This window comes from Amycolatopsis azurea DSM 43854 (assembly GCF_001995215.1).
Lineage (GTDB): Bacteria > Actinomycetota > Actinomycetes > Mycobacteriales > Pseudonocardiaceae > Amycolatopsis > Amycolatopsis azurea.
This window is the reverse complement of sequence record NZ_MUXN01000024.1, coordinates 480,788-496,751: the sequence shown is the minus strand read 5'-3', so window position 1 is coordinate 496,751 and position 15,964 is coordinate 480,788. Positions and strand designations below refer to the sequence as shown.

The window sequence follows — 15,964 nt, the reverse complement described above, 5'->3', positions numbered from 1 at the left end:
CAACAACCAGTTGAGACCGCCCCACTTTCGCGACGCTCAATGTCTCAAAAGTGGCTTTCGCGCCGTCCAAGGTCAGCGTGTGGGCGAGCGACTGAAACGCCACTCCGCCTTACCCCTCAGGGATGTGAAGGTCGAGTTTCCTCGGCTGAGCCGAGGGAAGGGGTCCTTCACACGCGGCCATCGTGACGGCTGCCGCGTCTCGGGTGGACATGGCGATCACCGAGTCCGTGAAGGCCTCCTTCACTACCTTCAGGGTAGGCAAGCGGGCCTTCACGGACCGGGTAGGCATATGACACTCGCCGAGGCCGCCGTCTGACCAACCCGCGCACAACGCAAGTTGCAAGCGGACAGACGCCCCTTCGGCGAGTTTTCGTCAGCGCTCGACGGACATCACGGCACGCACCACTTGCCGTCGCGCTTCTTCAAGGGAAAGGGTGTGTCCTTCTGGCCGCCCGCACCCTCGACGTGCACGGTCACCGTCGCGGAGTCCCCGCCGACGGTCGGCGGATCCGGGACGGTCGCGGACACCTTGCCCGCCGCCTCCCACTTCCGTTTGAGCGCGGCCAGATCGGCCGACGACTGCTGGACGCAGGTGAGCTTGCCGAACGCCGTCGCGTCGTGATTGACGATGGCCGCGGCGATCGCCTTGCCGACCACCTCGACCGCCGCCACGTTCGGATCCACCGGGACCGGACGGGACGAACTCGGCCACGACGTGGGTGTCGCCGAATCCGGCGCGGCCGGTTCGGAGCCGGACGGGGCCACCAGCAGCAGCCCCACCACGACACCGACCACGACCGCGCCGCATCCGGCGAGAACGGCGATCAGCCTGCTGGACACCGGTGCCGGATCAGCGCTTCGCGCCGGTGAAGCACCAGAGGTCGGATTCCTTCTTGAAGTTGAGGGTTCCGGTCTCGGTCTTGCCTTCCGTGGTGGCCGTGATCGGGAGCTTCGCCGTGTCCCCGCTGGTCGCCAGTTCCCCGGCCTTCACGAGCTTGAGGTCCTTGGCGATCGAGATGTCGTCCTTGGTGTTCACGCTGCGGCAGGCCGACTGCGCGACGGTCTTGCCGTCGTGCGAGTTGTAGGCGTTGAACACCGCGTCGGAGACCTCCTCCGGCGACGCCTTGCCCAGCGGGGCCGGTCCTGAGCCCTTGGGGGTCGACGAGGTGGACGGCGAACTGGACTTGCTCCGGGTCGACGAGGTGGACGGCTTCGAGGACGACGAAGCGGAACCCGTCGGAGCGGCGCTGCTGGAACTGGCGGGCGGCGCCGCGGTCGGGTTGTCGTCACCCGAGTTCAGCGCGATGACCAGCGCGGTGACACCGCCACCGACCAGCACGACCGCACCGATCGCGATGCCGACGATCAGGCCGGTCTTCTTTTTCTTGGGCGGCTCGCCGCCGAACCCGCCTTCCTGCGGGTAGGCGTTGTAGCCGCCTTGCTGCTGCCCGTACGGGTCCGCCTGGCCGAACTGCTGCGTGGCACCCGGGTATCCCTGCTGGGGCTGAGGCCCGCTCTGCGGGTAGCCGCCCTGTTGCTGGCCGTACGGGTCCTGTCCGTACTGACCGGGCTGCTGGCCGTACTGGCCGCCACCGGGGTATCCCTGTTGCGGCTGGGGACCGCTCTGCGGGTACCCGCCCTGCTGGCCGTACGGATCCTGTCCGTAGCCGCCGGGCTGCTGCGGCGGGTAAGTCATGGCTGTTGCCCCCTAGCTGTTCTGCGAAAATGCTCAACACGACCTGCCGGTCCGCCTCCCCGGCGAACGTCGGCCCGATGCTAGCCACCGAGCCGGATCGCCGCTCGATTAGGGCCGAACTGATACCGGAATCCCGTTTGCACCCGGACGGAGCCGGGTATCCCGCCGCAGGTCAGGGTAGGTGGACGGAATGTGACCAGTAGAGTGCCGGACCCGGCACCGGGATGGCCCCTTGCGCGGCACGAAGGTACGTGCTGTCAGGCCGTCCGGAACGCGACGCGCCGATCTTGTGATGCGGAAAGGCCTTTTATTGTCGGTGATCGCCGGTACCGTGGAATGAAAAGCACTCCGAGGAGGTGCCCGATGCATCATGACCTTCCCGGAGGTCGGCGCGAGGAGGCCGACCCTTCAGAAACGACCGGAGCTGGAACCACGTCCGACGAGCAGGCACGACAAATTCGCTTCCTCGAGGAGGAAGTGGCTCTGCTGCGCCGGAAGCTCACCGATTCCCCACGTCAGAACCGAGTGCTGGAGCAGCGACTCGCCGAGGCGTCGGAACGAGTGAGCCAACTCACGGAACGCAACACGAAACTGGTCGAGACGCTCCGCGAGGCGCGTGGCCAGTTGCTCGCGTTGCGAGAGGAGGTCGACAGGCTGGCCCAGCCTCCGAGCGGTTACGGCGTGTTCGTCACCGCGTACGAGGACAACACGGTGGACGTGTTCACCGCGGGCCGCAAGATGCGGGTTTCGGTCTCACCCGCGGTCGAGGTCTCGTCGCTGCAGCGCGGACAGGCGTTGCGGCTCAACGAGGCGCTCACCGTCGTCGAAGGCGGTGACTTCGAGCGGATCGGCGAGGTCTGCGCGCTGCGCGAGGTGCTGGCACCGGACGTCGAGGGCGGCAGCCCCCGTGCGCTGGTGGTCGGGCACGCGGACGAGGAGCGGGTCGTCCTGCTCTCCGATCCGCTGGCCGAACAGCCCCTCAAGCCGGGTGATTCCCTGCTGGTGGACTCGAAGGCCGGTTACGCCTACGAGCGCGTGCCGAAGGCGGAGGTCGAGGATCTCGTGCTGGAGGAGGTGCCCGACGTCCGCTACGAGGACATCGGTGGCCTCACCCGGCAGATCGAGCAGATCCGAGACGCCGTCGAGCTTCCGTTCCTGCACGCGGATCTCTACCAGGAGTACCAGCTGCGCCCGCCCAAGGGCGTGCTGCTCTACGGGCCTCCTGGCTGCGGTAAGACCCTCATCGCGAAGGCGGTGGCCAACTCGCTCGCCAAGAAGGTCGCGGAAGCACGCGGCGACGCGGCGGACGGGAAGTCCTACTTCCTGAACATCAAGGGGCCGGAGCTGCTGAACAAGTTCGTCGGGGAGACCGAGCGGCACATCCGCCTGATCTTCCAGCGGGCTCGGGAAAAGGCCTCCGAAGGCACCCCGGTGATCGTGTTCTTCGACGAGATGGACTCGATCTTCCGCACCCGCGGTTCGGGCGTGTCCTCCGATGTGGAGACCACGATCGTCCCGCAGCTGCTTTCGGAGATCGACGGTGTCGAGGGCCTGGAGAACGTCATCGTCATCGGCGCCTCCAACCGCGAGGACATGATCGACCCGGCGATCCTGCGGCCGGGCCGGCTCGACGTCAAGATCAAGATCGAGCGTCCGGACGCCGAAGGCGCGAAGGACATCTTCTCCAAGTACCTGTCCGACGGTCTGCCGATCCATTCGGACGACCTCGCCGAGTTCGGCGGCGATGTCCGGGCGACGTTCGACGCGATGATCCAGCACACGGTCGAGCGGATGTACGAGGAGACGGACGAGAACCGGTTCCTCGAGGTCACCTACGCCAATGGTGACAAGGAGGTCCTGTACTTCCGTGACTTCAACTCGGGCGCGATGATCCAGAACATCGTGGACCGGGCGAAGAAGTCGGCGATCAAGTCGGTGCTGGAGACCAAGCAGCCCGGCCTGCGCGTGCAGCACCTGCTGGACGCGATCGTCGACGAGTTCGCGGAGAACGAGGACCTGCCCAACACCACCAACCCGGACGACTGGGCCCGGATCTCCGGCAAGAAGGGCGAGCGGATCGTCTACATCCGCACGCTCGTCACCGGCAAGAACCAGGACTCGGGGCGGGCCATAGACACCGCCACGAACACCGGTCAGTACCTGTAAGCAAGCCGAAGGGGCCCTTCGCCGCAGGCCATGCGGCGAAGGGCCCCTTCGTTTACGCGGGTGTTTTCACGGCGACGGCTTCTTCGGCCTTCTTGCGCGGGCTCAGGCGCCCGTGCGCGGCCAGGATCCCGAGTACGACGAGCAGCGCGCCGACGGGCTGGTTCCACGCCAACGGCTCGTCGAGGACCAGGACGCCGAGCAGCACGCCGACCACGGGTGTGAGGTAGGTCACCGCCGACGCGTTCGACGCGCCCCACGCCGCGATGATCGACGCGTTCCAGGCGTACGCGAGGCCGGTGCCCAGCGCCCCGAGCGCGATCATGCTGAGGACGATCGAGGTGTCGAGGTGCACCGGCGTCGTCGCGATGAACGGCGCGAGCAGCAGCATCACGACGGAGCCGCAGCAGACCTGCCCGAGCGCGATCGTCGGCGCGTCGAGGTTCCGCCAGGAGATGAACCGCCGCACGTAGACGAACGAGATCCCATAGCAGGTCGTCGCGCCGAGGCAGGCCAGCTGTGCGGTCAGCTCGTGGGAGATGTCGATCCCTTGCCACACCCCGACGATGGTCAGCACGCCGAGGAATCCGAGGACCAGACCGGTCGTGCGGGCCTTCGTGAACCGCTCGGACGGCAGGGCGGCCGCGGCGATGAGCATGGTGATCAGCGGCGTCGTCGCGTTGAAGATGCTGGCCAGCCCGGAGGAGATGTACTGCTCGGCCCAGGAGAACAGCAGGAACGGGATCACGCACAGGAGGACGGAAACGACCGCGAGATGGCCCCAGACGGCCGGATCGCGGGGGAGTGGCTTGCGGCGCCAGGCGGCGATGGCGATCAGCGCCACCGCGCCGAGACAGACGCGGGAAAGCGCCACCTGGGCAGGCGACAAACCGGTGAGACCGATTTTGATGAACAGAAAGCTCGCACCCCATACGATCGCGAGCGCCGCGAATCGGATCGCGATACCGAAACGTCCCAATTGTCCTTCTCTCAAGTTCTCGACTTCGAGCCCAGTGAATCCGGAATCGCTTTGGCGCTCCAGCGGTTTTCGGACGATGTGTCCGACGCCTCCAGTAGGTTCCGTGCATGGGGACGAGAATCGAGCGGCGCATGGCGGCCGCGCCGGTGGCGCCGCTGTCCGCGCTGGGCCTGGCGGGAAGCGCGCAGTGGGAGGTCGAACTGGACCGCGGCGGGGCGCTTGCGGTCACAGGTGCGACTGACGCATGGGCCGACGAGCTCGCCGCGTCGTCCGATCCGGCGGCCTGGCTGGTCGGGCGGAACGACCTGCGTGCCCTGACCGAGGGACTGATCTTCCCGGCCGGATTCGCCGCCGAGGCGATGGGCGATCCCGAGTTCCTGCCCGCGCGAGGACCCGAGATCCCGGACGGGCCGGTGCATCCCGGCCTTCCGCGGCGGATGAAGCCCGCCCCGGGACGCGAGTTGCGGATTTCGGCGCACGAACGCGCCAGTGAACACTGGGCGTTGCGCGTCCTGCCGGACGGGAAGTTCGCGAACGGGACGGGAAGGTTCGACCCCCTGGATCCGGAAGCCGTCAAGGACACCGACGATCCCGCTGTCGCCTGGCGTGCGTGCTTCCACGACGAAGATCCCGATATGTGGACCGAAACCGTCGAGATCGTCCGCGCGACCATTTCCTCGATCCGGCGTCCGCTGGTGGTGGCTTACGGCTGGCTCGGCTCGGTGGAGATTTCCGTCGAGGGGGACGTCGTCGCCTCGGGCAGGCGGAGTAAGGCGCTGCTTGATCTGCTCGTCGACGCCGGCCTGGACCAGGATCCGTTCGGCGCGGTAAGGCGGTCGGTGGAGCGGCTGGCGACGGAGGTCCCGGACATCGGCGAGCAGGTTCCCGGCGTGGTGCTCACGGTCGGCGAGCGTATAACGCCCTATACTTCGAGGCTGTGAGCGAATCCTCCGGGCGCCCGCGCGCGCCGATCACCGAAGCCGATGTCCTGGCGTGGCTGGAAACGACGGCGGCCGCCGTCCAAGCGGGAGAGCTGAGCGCGCCCGAGCTCATCGAGCTGCTGGGCGAGTTGAGGCGCGCCTCCGCGGCCTGCGCCGACGCGTCCGACTGGGCACTGCTCGCCGCCAGGGAGGAGGGCGCCAGCCTCCGTCAGATCGCGCCGGTGTTCGGCAAGGGTTACGTTCGGGCTCCGGCGGCCCGCCTCGAAAAGCTCCACCGGCAGGCGCAGAACTCGAGCCAGTGGCTCGCGATCCTCCGCCACAAGAACGAAGGAGCCCGGTGACGGACTCGGAGATCGGCGACCGGATCGCCGTCGGCCTCGCGGCGCTCGGCAGGCCCGCGTACATCAACCTCGGCCGGGCCGACGCGCTCCCGCCCGGACGCGAGTTCGAGGCCATGCGCGCGGCGACCTACGACGTGCTGGACGACGCGTACCGCGCGGGCGTCCGGTGGATCGATGTCGCCCGTTCGTATGGTTCGTCGGAGGAGTTCCTCGCCGGCTGGCTCGCCGATCGCGCCCACCGCGACGTGACGGTGTCGAGCAAATGGGGCTACCGCTACGTGGGCGAGTGGAAGCTCGACGCGGACGTGCACGAGGTCAAGGAGCACACCGCGGCGAGGTTCGCCGGGCAGTGGGCGGAAACCGTTGACCTGCTGGGGAAAGCCGTCTCGCTCTACCAGGTCCACTCGCTCACTGTGGACAGTCCACTGTTCACCGACGAGCGGCTGATCGGGGCGCTGGCCGAACTCGCCGCCGACGGTGTCCCGGTCGGTTTCTCCACGTCCGGCCCGGCGCAGGCCGACGCGATCCGCCGGGCGTTCGAGCTGGAAGTGGCCGGGACACCGGTGTTCAGTGCCGTGCAGTCGACGTGGAATCTGCTCGAACCCTCCGTCGGCCCGGCGCTCGCGGAGGCGCGTGCCGCCGGGAAACAGGTGCTGGTCAAGGAAACCGTCGCGAACGGACGGCTGGTGGTCGAGCCGCCCGCGGTGCTCGCGCGGATCGCGCGGGAGCACGGGGCGGGACCGGACGCGGTGGCGATCGCGGCCGTCCTGGCGCAGGACTGGCGGCCGGTCGCGGTCATCGGCCCGTCGAGCACCGCGCAGCTCGCGAAGAATCTCGTTGCCGCGAAGGCGAAGCTGACCGCCGAAGAGCTCTCGGAGCTGGCCGCGCTCGCCGAAGAACCGGTCGCCTACTGGCGGCACAGGTCCTGCCTCGGCTGGCACTGAGGGGCTGGACTAGTCTCGCGGCAAACATCAGGCGGGACACCGGGGAGGCTCGAGGGTGCGTCATCGGCAGGTGCTCGCGGTGGCGACGGTCGCGCTGTTCGGTCTGTCGGGATGCGCCGACCGGCCCAACGACCTCGACACCTACTACGACGACCCGACACCGACGCCCACGGTCGAACCCGCGCAACCTTCGGTGAAGCCGCAGGCCGCTCCGGTCCCGCCGCCGTCGACCCAGGCTCGCGTCCCCGCCGCGGTTTCCGCCGCGTTGCTGACCGACGAGGACGTCGCGGAGGAAGAGGTCGTCCCGGGTGAGAGCAAGGTGTCCGGCTGTCTGACCGGCTTGACCCGCGGCACGAGCCGTTCGACGGCGTGGTCGTACCCGAGCGGTTCGACACTGGAGCATCAGGTCACCGAGTACACCGACCGTGACGCCGCGGACGTCGTCGCCCAGGCGGACTGCGACGGCAAGAAGGTCACGCTGACGAAGCAGACCGGCGTCGAAGCCCAGCGCGCCTGGTGCCAAGGAACGACGTGCACCGTGTTGCTCGCCAAGGGGAAACTCGTCTCCGCCCTCAGCGTGACCGCCGGAACCGAGGCTCGGGCGACGGACGCGGCGAAGCGGCTGCTGCCGATCGTCGCGCAGCGCCTCCGTTCGGCCTAGACCGTGTCCTGGCGGGCGTCCTCCCGCCGGAACCACTCCAGCGCGCCCAGACGTCCATCAGGGATGAACCGGCTCTCCGGATCGTCGAGCCACGAACGCAACTCGCGCAGCGTCAGCCATCGTCCTTCGACCACTTCGGACCGCTGATGGACGAAGGGGCCGTCCCACCGCGCTTCGAAGGCGAAGTTGTGGGCCCGGATCGTCTCGTCGTCGGTGATGTGGGTGAAGAGCGGCCGCAGTTCCACTCCGTGAACACCCAGTTCTTCAGCCAGTTCCCGGCGGGCGCATTCCTCCGGAGTCTCGCCCGCCGCGACGATGCCGCCCGCCCAGCAGTCCCATGTGGAGGGATAGACGTCCTTGGTGGCCGTACGGAGATGCACGTAGACGCGCTCTCCATCACCCGAACGGACCAACACCACGCCCGCCGCGTGCCAGAGGCCCTCGGCGCGGACCCGGGAACGGGTGGCCGCTCCCACCACGGTTCCGTCGAGGTCATAGAGCGCAACGAGTTCGTCACTGCCTGACATGGGGGGCATCGTCGCACGCCTCCGACCCCGTAGGGTGGTGGGTATGCGGCGGATCATGGGAACCGAAGTCGAGTACGGCATCGCGGTGCCGGGCGACGCGACGGCGAACCCGGTACTTACCTCGACTCAGGTCGTGCTGGCCTACGCGGCCGCGGCGGACATCCCGCGGGCGAGGCGGGCGCGGTGGGACTACGAGGTGGAATCGCCCTTGCGCGACGCGCGTGGGTTCGACCTGACCGGCCCGAGCGGCCCCGGCCACGACCCGGACGTCGAGGACCTCGGCGCGGCGAACGTGATCCTGACCAACGGGGCGCGGCTGTACGTCGACCACGCTCACCCGGAGTACTCGGCGCCCGAGGTGACGAACGCGCGCGACGCGGTCATCTGGGACAAGGCGGGGGAGCGGGTCATGGAGGAGGCGGCGCGCAAGGCCGCCACCGTCCCCGGCCAGCCCCCGTTGCAGCTGTACAAGAACAACGTCGACGGCAAGGGCGCGAGCTACGGCACGCACGAGAACTACCTGATGCAGCGCTCGACGCCGTTCACCGCGGTGATCGCGGGGCTGACGCCGTTCTTCGTGTCCCGTCAGGTGGTCACCGGTTCGGGTCGCGTCGGTGTCGGTCAGCAGAGCGAGGAAGCGGGCTTCCAGCTCTCGCAGCGCTCCGACTACATCGAGGTCGAGGTCGGCCTGGAGACGACGCTCAAACGCGGCATCATCAACACGCGCGACGAACCGCACGCCGACGCGGACAAGTACCGGCGCCTGCACGTCATCATCGGCGACGCCAACCTCGCCGAGTACTCGACGTACCTCAAGGTCGGGACGACGGCGCTGGTGCTGGACCTGATCGAGGCGGGCATCCGGTTCGACGACCTGAAACTCGACGAGCCGGTGCGCGCGGTGCACCAGATCAGCCACGACCCCACGCTGAAGGCGAAGGTGTCGCTGGCCAACGGGCGGAAGTACACCGGGCTGGACCTCCAGTTCGCCTACCACGAGATCGCGTCGGCGAACCTGGAGCGCACCGGCGCGGACGAGGCCTCCAAGGAGGTCCTGCGGGTCTGGGGCGAGATCCTGGACGCGCTGGCGCGGGACCCCCAGGAATGCGCGGACAGGCTGGACTGGCCGGCGAAGCTGCGGTTGCTCGAGGGCTACCGCGCTCGGGACCAGCTGGCCTGGGGCGCGCCGCGGTTGCGGCTGGTCGACCTGCAGTACTCGGATGTCCGGCTGGACAAGGGCCTGTACAACAGGCTCGTCACCAGGGGCTCGATGAAGCGCCTGGTGTCCGAGGAGGAGGTGCTGGAGGCGATCACGACCCCGCCTTCCGACACCAGGGCCTACTTCCGGGGCCGCACGCTGGAGAAGTACGCCAGCTCCATCGCCGCGGCGTCCTGGGATTCGGTCATCTTCGACGTCGGCAGGGAATCGCTGGTGCGGATCCCGACGTTGGAGCCGTTGCGGGGCACGAAGGCCCACGTGGGGAAGTTGCTGGACGACTCCGCGACCGCCGAGGAGCTGGTGGAGGCGCTCACCGGTTCGGACTAGCGGGATTTCCTTTCATCGGGGTTAAGCGATCACGGATCCCACGGAATGTCGGGACCGCTGGGTAGGCTAGGAAACATCGGCCACACCGGGAGGCGAGATGGCTCAGGAAAAGATCGAAAAGCACGGCGGAGGCGACTCGGACGAAGAGTTCGAGGGCGGCGGTCCGGCGGGCCAGGAACGGCGCGAGAAGCTCGGTGAGGACGTCGACACGATCCTCGACGAGATCGACGACGTACTCGAGGAGAACGCCGAGGACTTCGTGCGCGCGTACGTGCAAAAGGGCGGCGAGTAACCGTCTCGCGGCGGCCCTCGCGGCCGCCTGTGCGGAGCCGGCGGATCACACAGATTGGAACTTTGAGCACGTATGGAACACACCTCGGGTAAGTCGGCGCTGCCCGCCGCGTACTTCTCGTCGGCGACCTCGTCGTTCTCGGACTTCCTTCGGGCGCAGGCGCCCGAGCTGCTCCCGGAGCGGCGTGTCGCGGCCGGGTCGGGCGGACTGGACGTTCCGCACGGGACGACGATCGTCGCGGTCAAGTTCGCGGGCGGGGTGCTGATCGCCGGTGACCGGCGGGCGACGTCGGGCAATCTGATCGCTTCGCGGGACATGGAGAAGGTCCACGTCGCCGACGAGTACTCGGCGGTGGGCATCGCGGGCTCGGCCGGGCTGGCGATCGAGATGGTGCGGCTGTACGCGGTCGAACTGGCGCACTACGAGAAGATCGAGGGTGTTTCGCTCTCGCTCGACGGCAAGACGAACAAGCTCGCGGGACTGGTGAAGTCCAACCTCGAGATGGCGATGGCGGGGCTGGCCGTGCTGCCGCTGTTCGTCGGATACGACCTCGACGCGGAGGACGCGAAGCACGCGGGCCGGATCGTCTCGTACGACGCGACGGGCGGGCGCTACGAGGAGAGCGCCGGTTACCACGCCATCGGCTCGGGTTCGCTGTTCGCGAAGGGTTCGCTGAAGAAGCTGTACGACCCGGACGCGGACGCCGAAGCCGCGATCCGGACGGCGGTGGAGGCGTTGTACGACGCGGCGGACGATGACACCGCGACCGGCGGACCGGATCTGGTGCGCCGGATCTTCCCGACGATCGTGACGGTCACCGCGGAGCAGGGTGCGGTGGCGTTGCCGCTCGAGCAGACTACCGCGGTGGCCGAGGCGGTCGTCGCCGCACGAGCCGAGCGCGGGCGCTAGTCAGTCCTCCCTGTCCCTTTCCGATGAGAGCCAGAAAGAGCGGAGCACCACAGTGACGATGCCGTTGTACGCCTCTCCCGAGCAGTTGATGCGGGAGCGTTCCGAGATCGCGCGCAAGGGCATCGCGCGTGGCCGGAGCGTGGTCGTGCTCAAGTACCGCGGTGGCGTGCTGTTCGTGGCCGAGAACCCTTCGGCGACGTTGCACAAGGTCTCTGAGATCTACGACCGGATCGGTTTCGCGGCCGTGGGCCGGTACAGCGAGTTCGAAAACCTCCGCGTCGCCGGGATCCGGCACGCGGACCTGAAGGGCTACCAGTACGACCGGCGGGACGTCAGCGCGCGTGCGCTGGCGAACGCGTACGCCGCGACGCTGGGCAGCATCTTCACCGAGCAGCTGAAGCCGTTCGAGGTCGAGGTCTGCGTCGCGGAGGTCGGCGCGACGGCCGCCGAGGACCAGCTGTACCGGTTGACCTACGACGGCTCGATCTTCGACGAGCCGAAGTTCGTCGTGATGGGCGGTCAGGCCGACACGCTCACCACGAAGCTGAAGGAGAGCTTCGAGCCGGACATGGAGCTGGAGGTCGCGCTCGGTGTCGCGGTGAAGGCGTTGCGCGACAACACCCCGGCACCCGCCAACGGTGACTCGGACCCGGTGAAGCTGGAAGTCGCCGTCCTGGAGCGGGAGCGGCGTGGCCGCAAGTTCCGCCGGGTCGCCGGTGCGGCGCTGGACGCGCTGCTGCCCGCGGAGCCGGAGGAGCCGGAGAAGGACGACGCCAAGGGCGACAAGCCCGAAGGTGAGTCCAAGAAGGACTGAGCCTCTCTACACCGTGAAGGCCCCCTTCCCTGCGTCAGACGCAAGGAAGGGGGCCTTCACGGTGTCGGCCGCTGTACACAGTGGACACGACAGTGGGATTCGGTCGAATACCGTCATCAGGACGTAACGGAATGTCGCGGCTCGCGATCACACGGCTACGACTTCGATCAAGGCGAGGACATCCGTGCGCATCGAGCTGACGTTGCAGGACCTGACGCGCGTCCGACTCGCGCCCGAAGCCGATCCCTTGACCGAGCTGGTTTCTAGCTTGCAGATCCTTCAGCGGAGTGACGCCGGCACGGCGTTGTTCAACCGGTGGCGTCACCGGGTCCGGCTCGGGCTGGCGGAGTCGGCCTCGGTACTGCTGTGGCTGTGCCGGCCGTACGCGCCGATCCCGGCGTTTCTCGTGCCGCACACCGAAGAAGGCGGTTTGGCGGCGGGGCTCGACGAGATCGCCCGGACCGACCCGGTGTGCCTGAAGACGGCGTTGCAGGACTTCCCGGTCAACCGTGAGCTGCCCGCCTGGGCGGCGAGCCTGCCGGACGGGGACACCGCCGGGCTCCCGAAGCTCGTCCAGGCGCTGCAGGACTACTTCGAACTGTCTCTGGCTCCAGTATGGGAACCGGCACGGGCCCAGGTCGACGCGGACCGAGGGATGCGGGCGCGGCTGTTGCTGCACGACGGCGTCGACGCGGTGATGACGAGCCTGCGGCCACTGGTGCGCTGGGTGTGCCCGGTGCTGGAGATCGGCGACGGGATCATCGGTTCCTGTGGCGCGGGTGGCGCGGGGCTGACGCTCTCGCCGACGTACTTCGCGGTGTGCCCGGTGATCGTCCCGGCGGAAGGAGAGGCGCCGGTCCGGCTGCTGTATCCGGCGGCACGGCAGGCCACACCGGCGACCGGGGACGGCTCCGACCTCCGAAGAACCCCGGACGCCGCCCTGGCCGACCTGCTCGGGCCGACCCGGGCGGCGACGCTCGCGGTCCTCGCGGCCGGGTGCAGCACGTCGGAAGTCGCCGCCAGACTGGGCGTGACGCCGTCGGCGGCCAGCAAACACACGACCGTGTTGCGGCGCGCCGGGCTGATCACCACCGAACGCGACCGCAACGCCGTGCTGCACTCGCTGACACCACTGGGCAGCGCCCTGCTGGGAACCTAGAGCCGGTAGATGGTCAGCGCGCTGGACCGCGACCGGAACAGGAAGTCGTTGCCGAGCGGTCCGACCTCGCCGTCGGTGGCGACGCGCCGGTTGCCGTTGAGCAGCCGGACATGGAGTTCCGGGACGTCGAGTTCCTGGTAGACGTGGCTGGCGTTGAGGCTGTTCGTGATCGTCGCGAGGATGAACCGCGCCCGCGAGTAGGGCAGGTCGGCCCGCAGGTAGCGGACGTCGAGGAGGCCGGTGTCGAGCGCCGGGCGGTGCGAGGGCGCGAATCCCTTGGGCGAGTAGGTGCCGTTGCCGACGAACAGCAGCCAGATACTGGTGTTCTTGCCGTTGAGGGTCACTTCCAGCGGTTTGGCGCGCCGGAGGGTGCGGGCGAGCGCGATCGCCGCGGACGGCCACTTCGGATGCCGCTTCTGCAGCTTCTCCCTTATCCGCACCATTTCCGGGTAGCCGCCGAGGCTGGCGGTGTTGACGAAGTAGCGGTGGTCATCGTCGTCGTTGATCTCGACCTCGCCGAGGTCGACACCGACGGCGTTGCCCGCTTCGGTGGCGGCGTCCGCGTCGGGCATCGAGCGCATGCCGACGTCGCGGGCGAAGTGGTTGAGGGTGCCGGCCGGGATGAGCGCGAGCGGCAGGTCGTGGTCGGCCGCGACGGCGGCCACCGCGGCGACCGTCCCGTCCCCACCGGCCACGCCGAGCGCGCGCACCGTGTTGTCGCGGGCGGCGATCTCGTCGCAGAGCTGTTCGCGCAGGTCCCGCTTCGCGTCCGGGTACAGGATGGTGGCCTTGGGCCAGGCGAAGCGGGCTTCCTCGGTCGGATCCTGGCCGTCGATCCCCGAATGCGGGTTGACCAGGACGAGCATGTCCTCGCCGTCGCGCATCTCGGGTGCGTCGGCGGTGTGCGCGGTGCGTCCGGGGACGTCGGGGTTCAGCGGCCACCAGTGCCGCGTCAGCAGGCCCGCGCCGACGCCGATGCCGATCCCGACGCCGACGTCACTGGGCCAGTGGACGCCGGTGTGGACCCGGGAGTAGGCGACGGCGGCGGCCAGCGGCACGAGGGCCGCGCCCGCCTTGGGCGACTCCATCGCGACGGCCGTCACGAAGGCGGCCGCCGACGCCGAGTGTCCGGACGGGAACGACGACGAGGTCGGACGCCGGACGAGACGCCGGTGCAGCGGGACCTCCTCGGCCGCGGGACGGCGGCGGGGGAACAGCGGCTTGCCGATCAGGTTCGCCGCGGCACTCGCCCCGGCGATGGCGGCCACGCCGCGGAGCGCGCCTCGGCGTGTCGGGCCCTTCTTCGCCGCGAGCGCGACCGCGACACACCACCAGAGCTTGGATTTGTCGGCACTTTTGGAGAGCGACGTGATCACGTCGTCGGCCCTGGTCCTCGGCAGCGCCGCGCTTCGTGCCATCAACCGTCTGTCGGTCCGCCCGACCTTGCGGAAAGGGCGCTTGAGCTGCTTTAACACGGGTTCCCCACTTCCGGGCCGGGACGTCATGTGCGTGATACCCGATCGGGACATCCCGCACACCTTTCACCGAATGCAACGTACCGACCGCGTGTCGCCGCCCGAACGGCGCACCTTCAGTGGGGTCTCACCGCCTACTCTGGTGGGATGCAGCGGCGGATCTTTGGCATCGAGACCGAGTTCGGGGTGACGTGCACCTTTCACGGGCAACGCAGGCTCTCCCCGGACGAAGTGGCGCGTTACCTGTTTCGGCGTGTCGTGTCCTGGGGGCGTTCCTCGAACGTCTTCCTGTCGAACGGCTCGCGGCTCTACCTCGACGTGGGCTCCCACCCGGAGTACGCGACGGCGGAATGCGACGACCTCGTCCAGCTCGTCACGCATGACAAGGCCGGGGAGCGGATCCTCGAGGACCTCCTGGTCGACGCCGAGCGGCGGCTGGCGGACGAGGGCATCGGCGGCGACATCTTCCTGTTCAAGAACAACACCGACTCGGCGGGCAACTCCTACGGCTGCCACGAGAACTACCTCGTCACCCGTGCCGGGGAGTTCTCACGGATCGCCGACGTGCTGCTGCCGTTCCTGGTGACCCGGCAGCTGATCTGCGGCGCGGGAAAGGTGCTGCAGACGCCGCGTGGCGCGGTGTACTGCCTGTCCCAGCGGGCGGAACACATCTGGGAAGGCGTCTCCAGCGCCACCACGCGCTCGCGGCCGATCATCAACACCCGCGACGAGCCGCACGCCGACGCGGAGCGCTACCGGCGCCTGCACGTGATCGTCGGCGACTCGAACATGGCCGAACCGACCACGATGCTCAAGGTCGGGTCGGCGAACCTGGTGCTGGAGATGATCGAGGCAGGCGTCCAGTTCCGTGACTTCACCCTGGACAACCCGATAAGGGCCATCCGCGAGATCAGCCACGATCTCACCGGCCGTCGCCAGGTGCGGCTCGCCGGCGGTCGCGAGGCGTCCGCGCTGGACATCCAGCGCGAGTACCACGCCCGCGCCGTCCAGCACGTCAAGGAGACCGGCTCGTCGCCGCAGTCCGAGCGCGTCGTCGAGCTCTGGGGCCGGGCCCTGGAGGCGGTGGAGCAGCAGGACTTCAGCAAGATCGACACCGAGATCGACTGGGCGATCAAGCACCGGTTGGTCGAGCGTTACCGCGCCAAGCACGACCTCGACCTGTCGAGCCCGCGGATCGCCCAGCTCGACCTGGCCTACCACGACATCCGGCGCGGCCGCGGCATCTTCGACCTGCTGCAGCGCAAGGGCCTCGTGCGCCGGGTGACCGACGACGGCGAGATCGAACTGGCCAAGGACACCCCACCCCAGACCACGCGGGCGAAGCTGCGCGGTGACTTCATCGCCGCCGCGCAGGCCGCCGGGCGTGACTTCACCGTCGACTGGGTGCACCTCAAGCTGAACGACCAGGCGCAGCGGACCGTGCTGTGCAAGGACCCGTTCCGCTCGGTGGACGAACGGGTCGAAAGGCTCATTTCCTCGCTCTGACCTACACCCGG

At 68.6% G+C, this 15,964-nt stretch carries 16 protein-coding genes; 11 read left to right on the top strand and 5 right to left on the bottom strand.

Translation table 11 applies throughout. The annotated features are described in order from the left end of the window. Positions 1–390: 390 nt before the first annotated feature. Together B0293_RS43805 and B0293_RS32585 are read right to left on the bottom strand one after the other, a co-directional pair. A complete protein-coding gene (locus tag B0293_RS43805; RefSeq protein WP_005150830.1) occupies positions 391–840 on the bottom strand; it encodes a hypothetical protein in 450 nt (149 codons plus the stop codon). Positions 841–850: 10 nt separating this feature from the next. Next, entirely contained in the window at positions 851–1,696 is an 846-nt protein-coding gene (locus B0293_RS32585) for a hypothetical protein (RefSeq protein ID WP_005150832.1), read from the bottom strand. A gap of 363 nt (positions 1,697–2,059) precedes the next feature. Between B0293_RS32585 and arc the strand changes: the two genes are divergently transcribed. Then, a complete protein-coding gene (gene arc, locus B0293_RS32580; RefSeq protein ID WP_005150834.1) occupies positions 2,060–3,862 on the top strand; it encodes a proteasome ATPase in 1,803 nt (600 codons plus the stop codon). A 52-nt stretch (positions 3,863–3,914) separates the two neighbouring features. Here arc and B0293_RS32575 read toward each other — a convergent pair whose 3' ends face one another. Continuing rightward, positions 3,915–4,838 (bottom strand): DMT family transporter, encoded by a 924-nt coding sequence (locus B0293_RS32575; protein WP_005150836.1) that lies wholly within the window; start codon positions 4,836–4,838, stop codon positions 3,915–3,917. A gap of 107 nt (positions 4,839–4,945) precedes the next feature. On the opposite strand from B0293_RS32575, the gene B0293_RS32570 reads away from it, so the two are divergent. Genes B0293_RS32570 through B0293_RS32555 form a run of 4 tightly spaced genes read left to right on the top strand, consistent with a single transcriptional unit; the run spans position 4,946 to position 7,725 of the window. Then, complete coding sequence (locus B0293_RS32570) at positions 4,946–5,779, top strand: hypothetical protein (protein ID WP_143254682.1); 834 nt, start codon at positions 4,946–4,948, stop codon at positions 5,777–5,779. Then, positions 5,776–6,120 (top strand): hypothetical protein, encoded by a 345-nt coding sequence (locus tag B0293_RS32565; RefSeq protein ID WP_005150839.1) that lies wholly within the window; start codon positions 5,776–5,778, stop codon positions 6,118–6,120. The genes B0293_RS32570 and B0293_RS32565 overlap by 4 nt, the downstream gene beginning before the upstream one ends. Further along, entirely contained in the window at positions 6,117–7,064 is a 948-nt protein-coding gene (locus B0293_RS32560; protein WP_005150847.1) for an aldo/keto reductase, read from the top strand. Before B0293_RS32565 ends, B0293_RS32560 begins: the two co-directional genes overlap by 4 nt. Before the next feature lie 55 nt (positions 7,065–7,119). Beyond that, entirely contained in the window at positions 7,120–7,725 is a 606-nt protein-coding gene (locus tag B0293_RS32555) for a hypothetical protein (protein ID WP_005150854.1), read from the top strand. Here B0293_RS32555 and B0293_RS32550 read toward each other — a convergent pair. Then, on the bottom strand, positions 7,722–8,252 hold the full coding sequence (locus tag B0293_RS32550; protein ID WP_005150859.1) for an NUDIX hydrolase: 531 nt from the start codon (positions 8,250–8,252) through the stop codon (positions 7,722–7,724). The genes B0293_RS32555 and B0293_RS32550 overlap by 4 nt on opposite strands. Positions 8,253–8,295: 43 nt before the next feature. On the opposite strand from B0293_RS32550, the gene dop reads away from it, so the two are divergent. The 5 genes from dop to B0293_RS32525 all read left to right on the top strand — a co-directional run bounded on the left by dop (position 8,296) and on the right by B0293_RS32525 (position 12,972). Further along, positions 8,296–9,798: a depupylase/deamidase Dop gene (dop, locus tag B0293_RS32545; protein ID WP_005150861.1), complete on the top strand. Its 1,503-nt coding sequence runs from the start codon at positions 8,296–8,298 to the stop codon at positions 9,796–9,798. A 97-nt stretch (positions 9,799–9,895) separates the two neighbouring features. Beyond that, the gene (locus tag B0293_RS32540; protein WP_005150863.1) at positions 9,896–10,090 is read left to right on the top strand and encodes a ubiquitin-like protein Pup; all 195 of its coding nucleotides are present in this window, start codon (positions 9,896–9,898) and stop codon (positions 10,088–10,090) included. 72 nt (positions 10,091–10,162) lie between these two features. After that, positions 10,163–10,999: a proteasome subunit beta gene (gene prcB / locus B0293_RS32535; protein ID WP_005150865.1), complete on the top strand. Its 837-nt coding sequence runs from the start codon at positions 10,163–10,165 to the stop codon at positions 10,997–10,999. Positions 11,000–11,051: 52 nt separating this feature from the next. Further along, a complete protein-coding gene (gene prcA, locus B0293_RS32530) occupies positions 11,052–11,813 on the top strand; it encodes a proteasome subunit alpha (protein WP_005150868.1) in 762 nt (253 codons plus the stop codon). A gap of 184 nt (positions 11,814–11,997) precedes the next feature. Further along, positions 11,998–12,972, top strand: a complete 975-nt coding sequence (locus B0293_RS32525) for an ArsR/SmtB family transcription factor (RefSeq protein ID WP_005150870.1) — start codon at positions 11,998–12,000, stop codon at positions 12,970–12,972. Here the strand turns inward: B0293_RS32525 and B0293_RS32520 are convergent. Continuing rightward, on the bottom strand, positions 12,969–14,447 hold the full coding sequence (locus B0293_RS32520; protein ID WP_005150871.1) for a bifunctional phosphatase PAP2/diacylglycerol kinase family protein: 1,479 nt from the start codon (positions 14,445–14,447) through the stop codon (positions 12,969–12,971). The genes B0293_RS32525 and B0293_RS32520 overlap by 4 nt on opposite strands. Positions 14,448–14,594: 147 nt before the next feature. On the opposite strand from B0293_RS32520, the gene pafA reads away from it, so the two are divergent. After that, complete coding sequence (pafA, locus tag B0293_RS32515) at positions 14,595–15,953, top strand: Pup--protein ligase (RefSeq protein ID WP_005150872.1); 1,359 nt, start codon at positions 14,595–14,597, stop codon at positions 15,951–15,953. The last annotated feature ends 11 nt before the right edge of the window (positions 15,954–15,964 follow it).

Excerpts from the sequence above, each read along its gene's own strand:
- arc (WP_005150834.1), top strand. The coding sequence starts at position 2,060 with ATGCATCATGACCTTCCCGGAGGTCGGCGCGAGGAGGCCGACCCTTCA.
- B0293_RS32585 (WP_005150832.1), bottom strand. The coding sequence starts at position 1,696 with ATGACTTACCCGCCGCAGCAGCCCGGCGGCTACGGACAGGATCCGTAC.
- B0293_RS32550 (WP_005150859.1), bottom strand. The coding sequence starts at position 8,252 with ATGTCAGGCAGTGACGAACTCGTTGCGCTCTATGACCTCGACGGAACC.
- pafA (WP_005150872.1), top strand. The coding sequence starts at position 14,595 with ATGCAGCGGCGGATCTTTGGCATCGAGACCGAGTTCGGGGTGACGTGC.
- dop (WP_005150861.1), top strand. The coding sequence starts at position 8,296 with ATGCGGCGGATCATGGGAACCGAAGTCGAGTACGGCATCGCGGTGCCG.
- B0293_RS32570 (WP_143254682.1), top strand. The coding sequence starts at position 4,946 with ATGGGGACGAGAATCGAGCGGCGCATGGCGGCCGCGCCGGTGGCGCCG.
- prcB (WP_005150865.1), top strand. The coding sequence starts at position 10,163 with ATGGAACACACCTCGGGTAAGTCGGCGCTGCCCGCCGCGTACTTCTCG.
- B0293_RS32540 (WP_005150863.1), top strand. The coding sequence starts at position 9,896 with ATGGCTCAGGAAAAGATCGAAAAGCACGGCGGAGGCGACTCGGACGAA.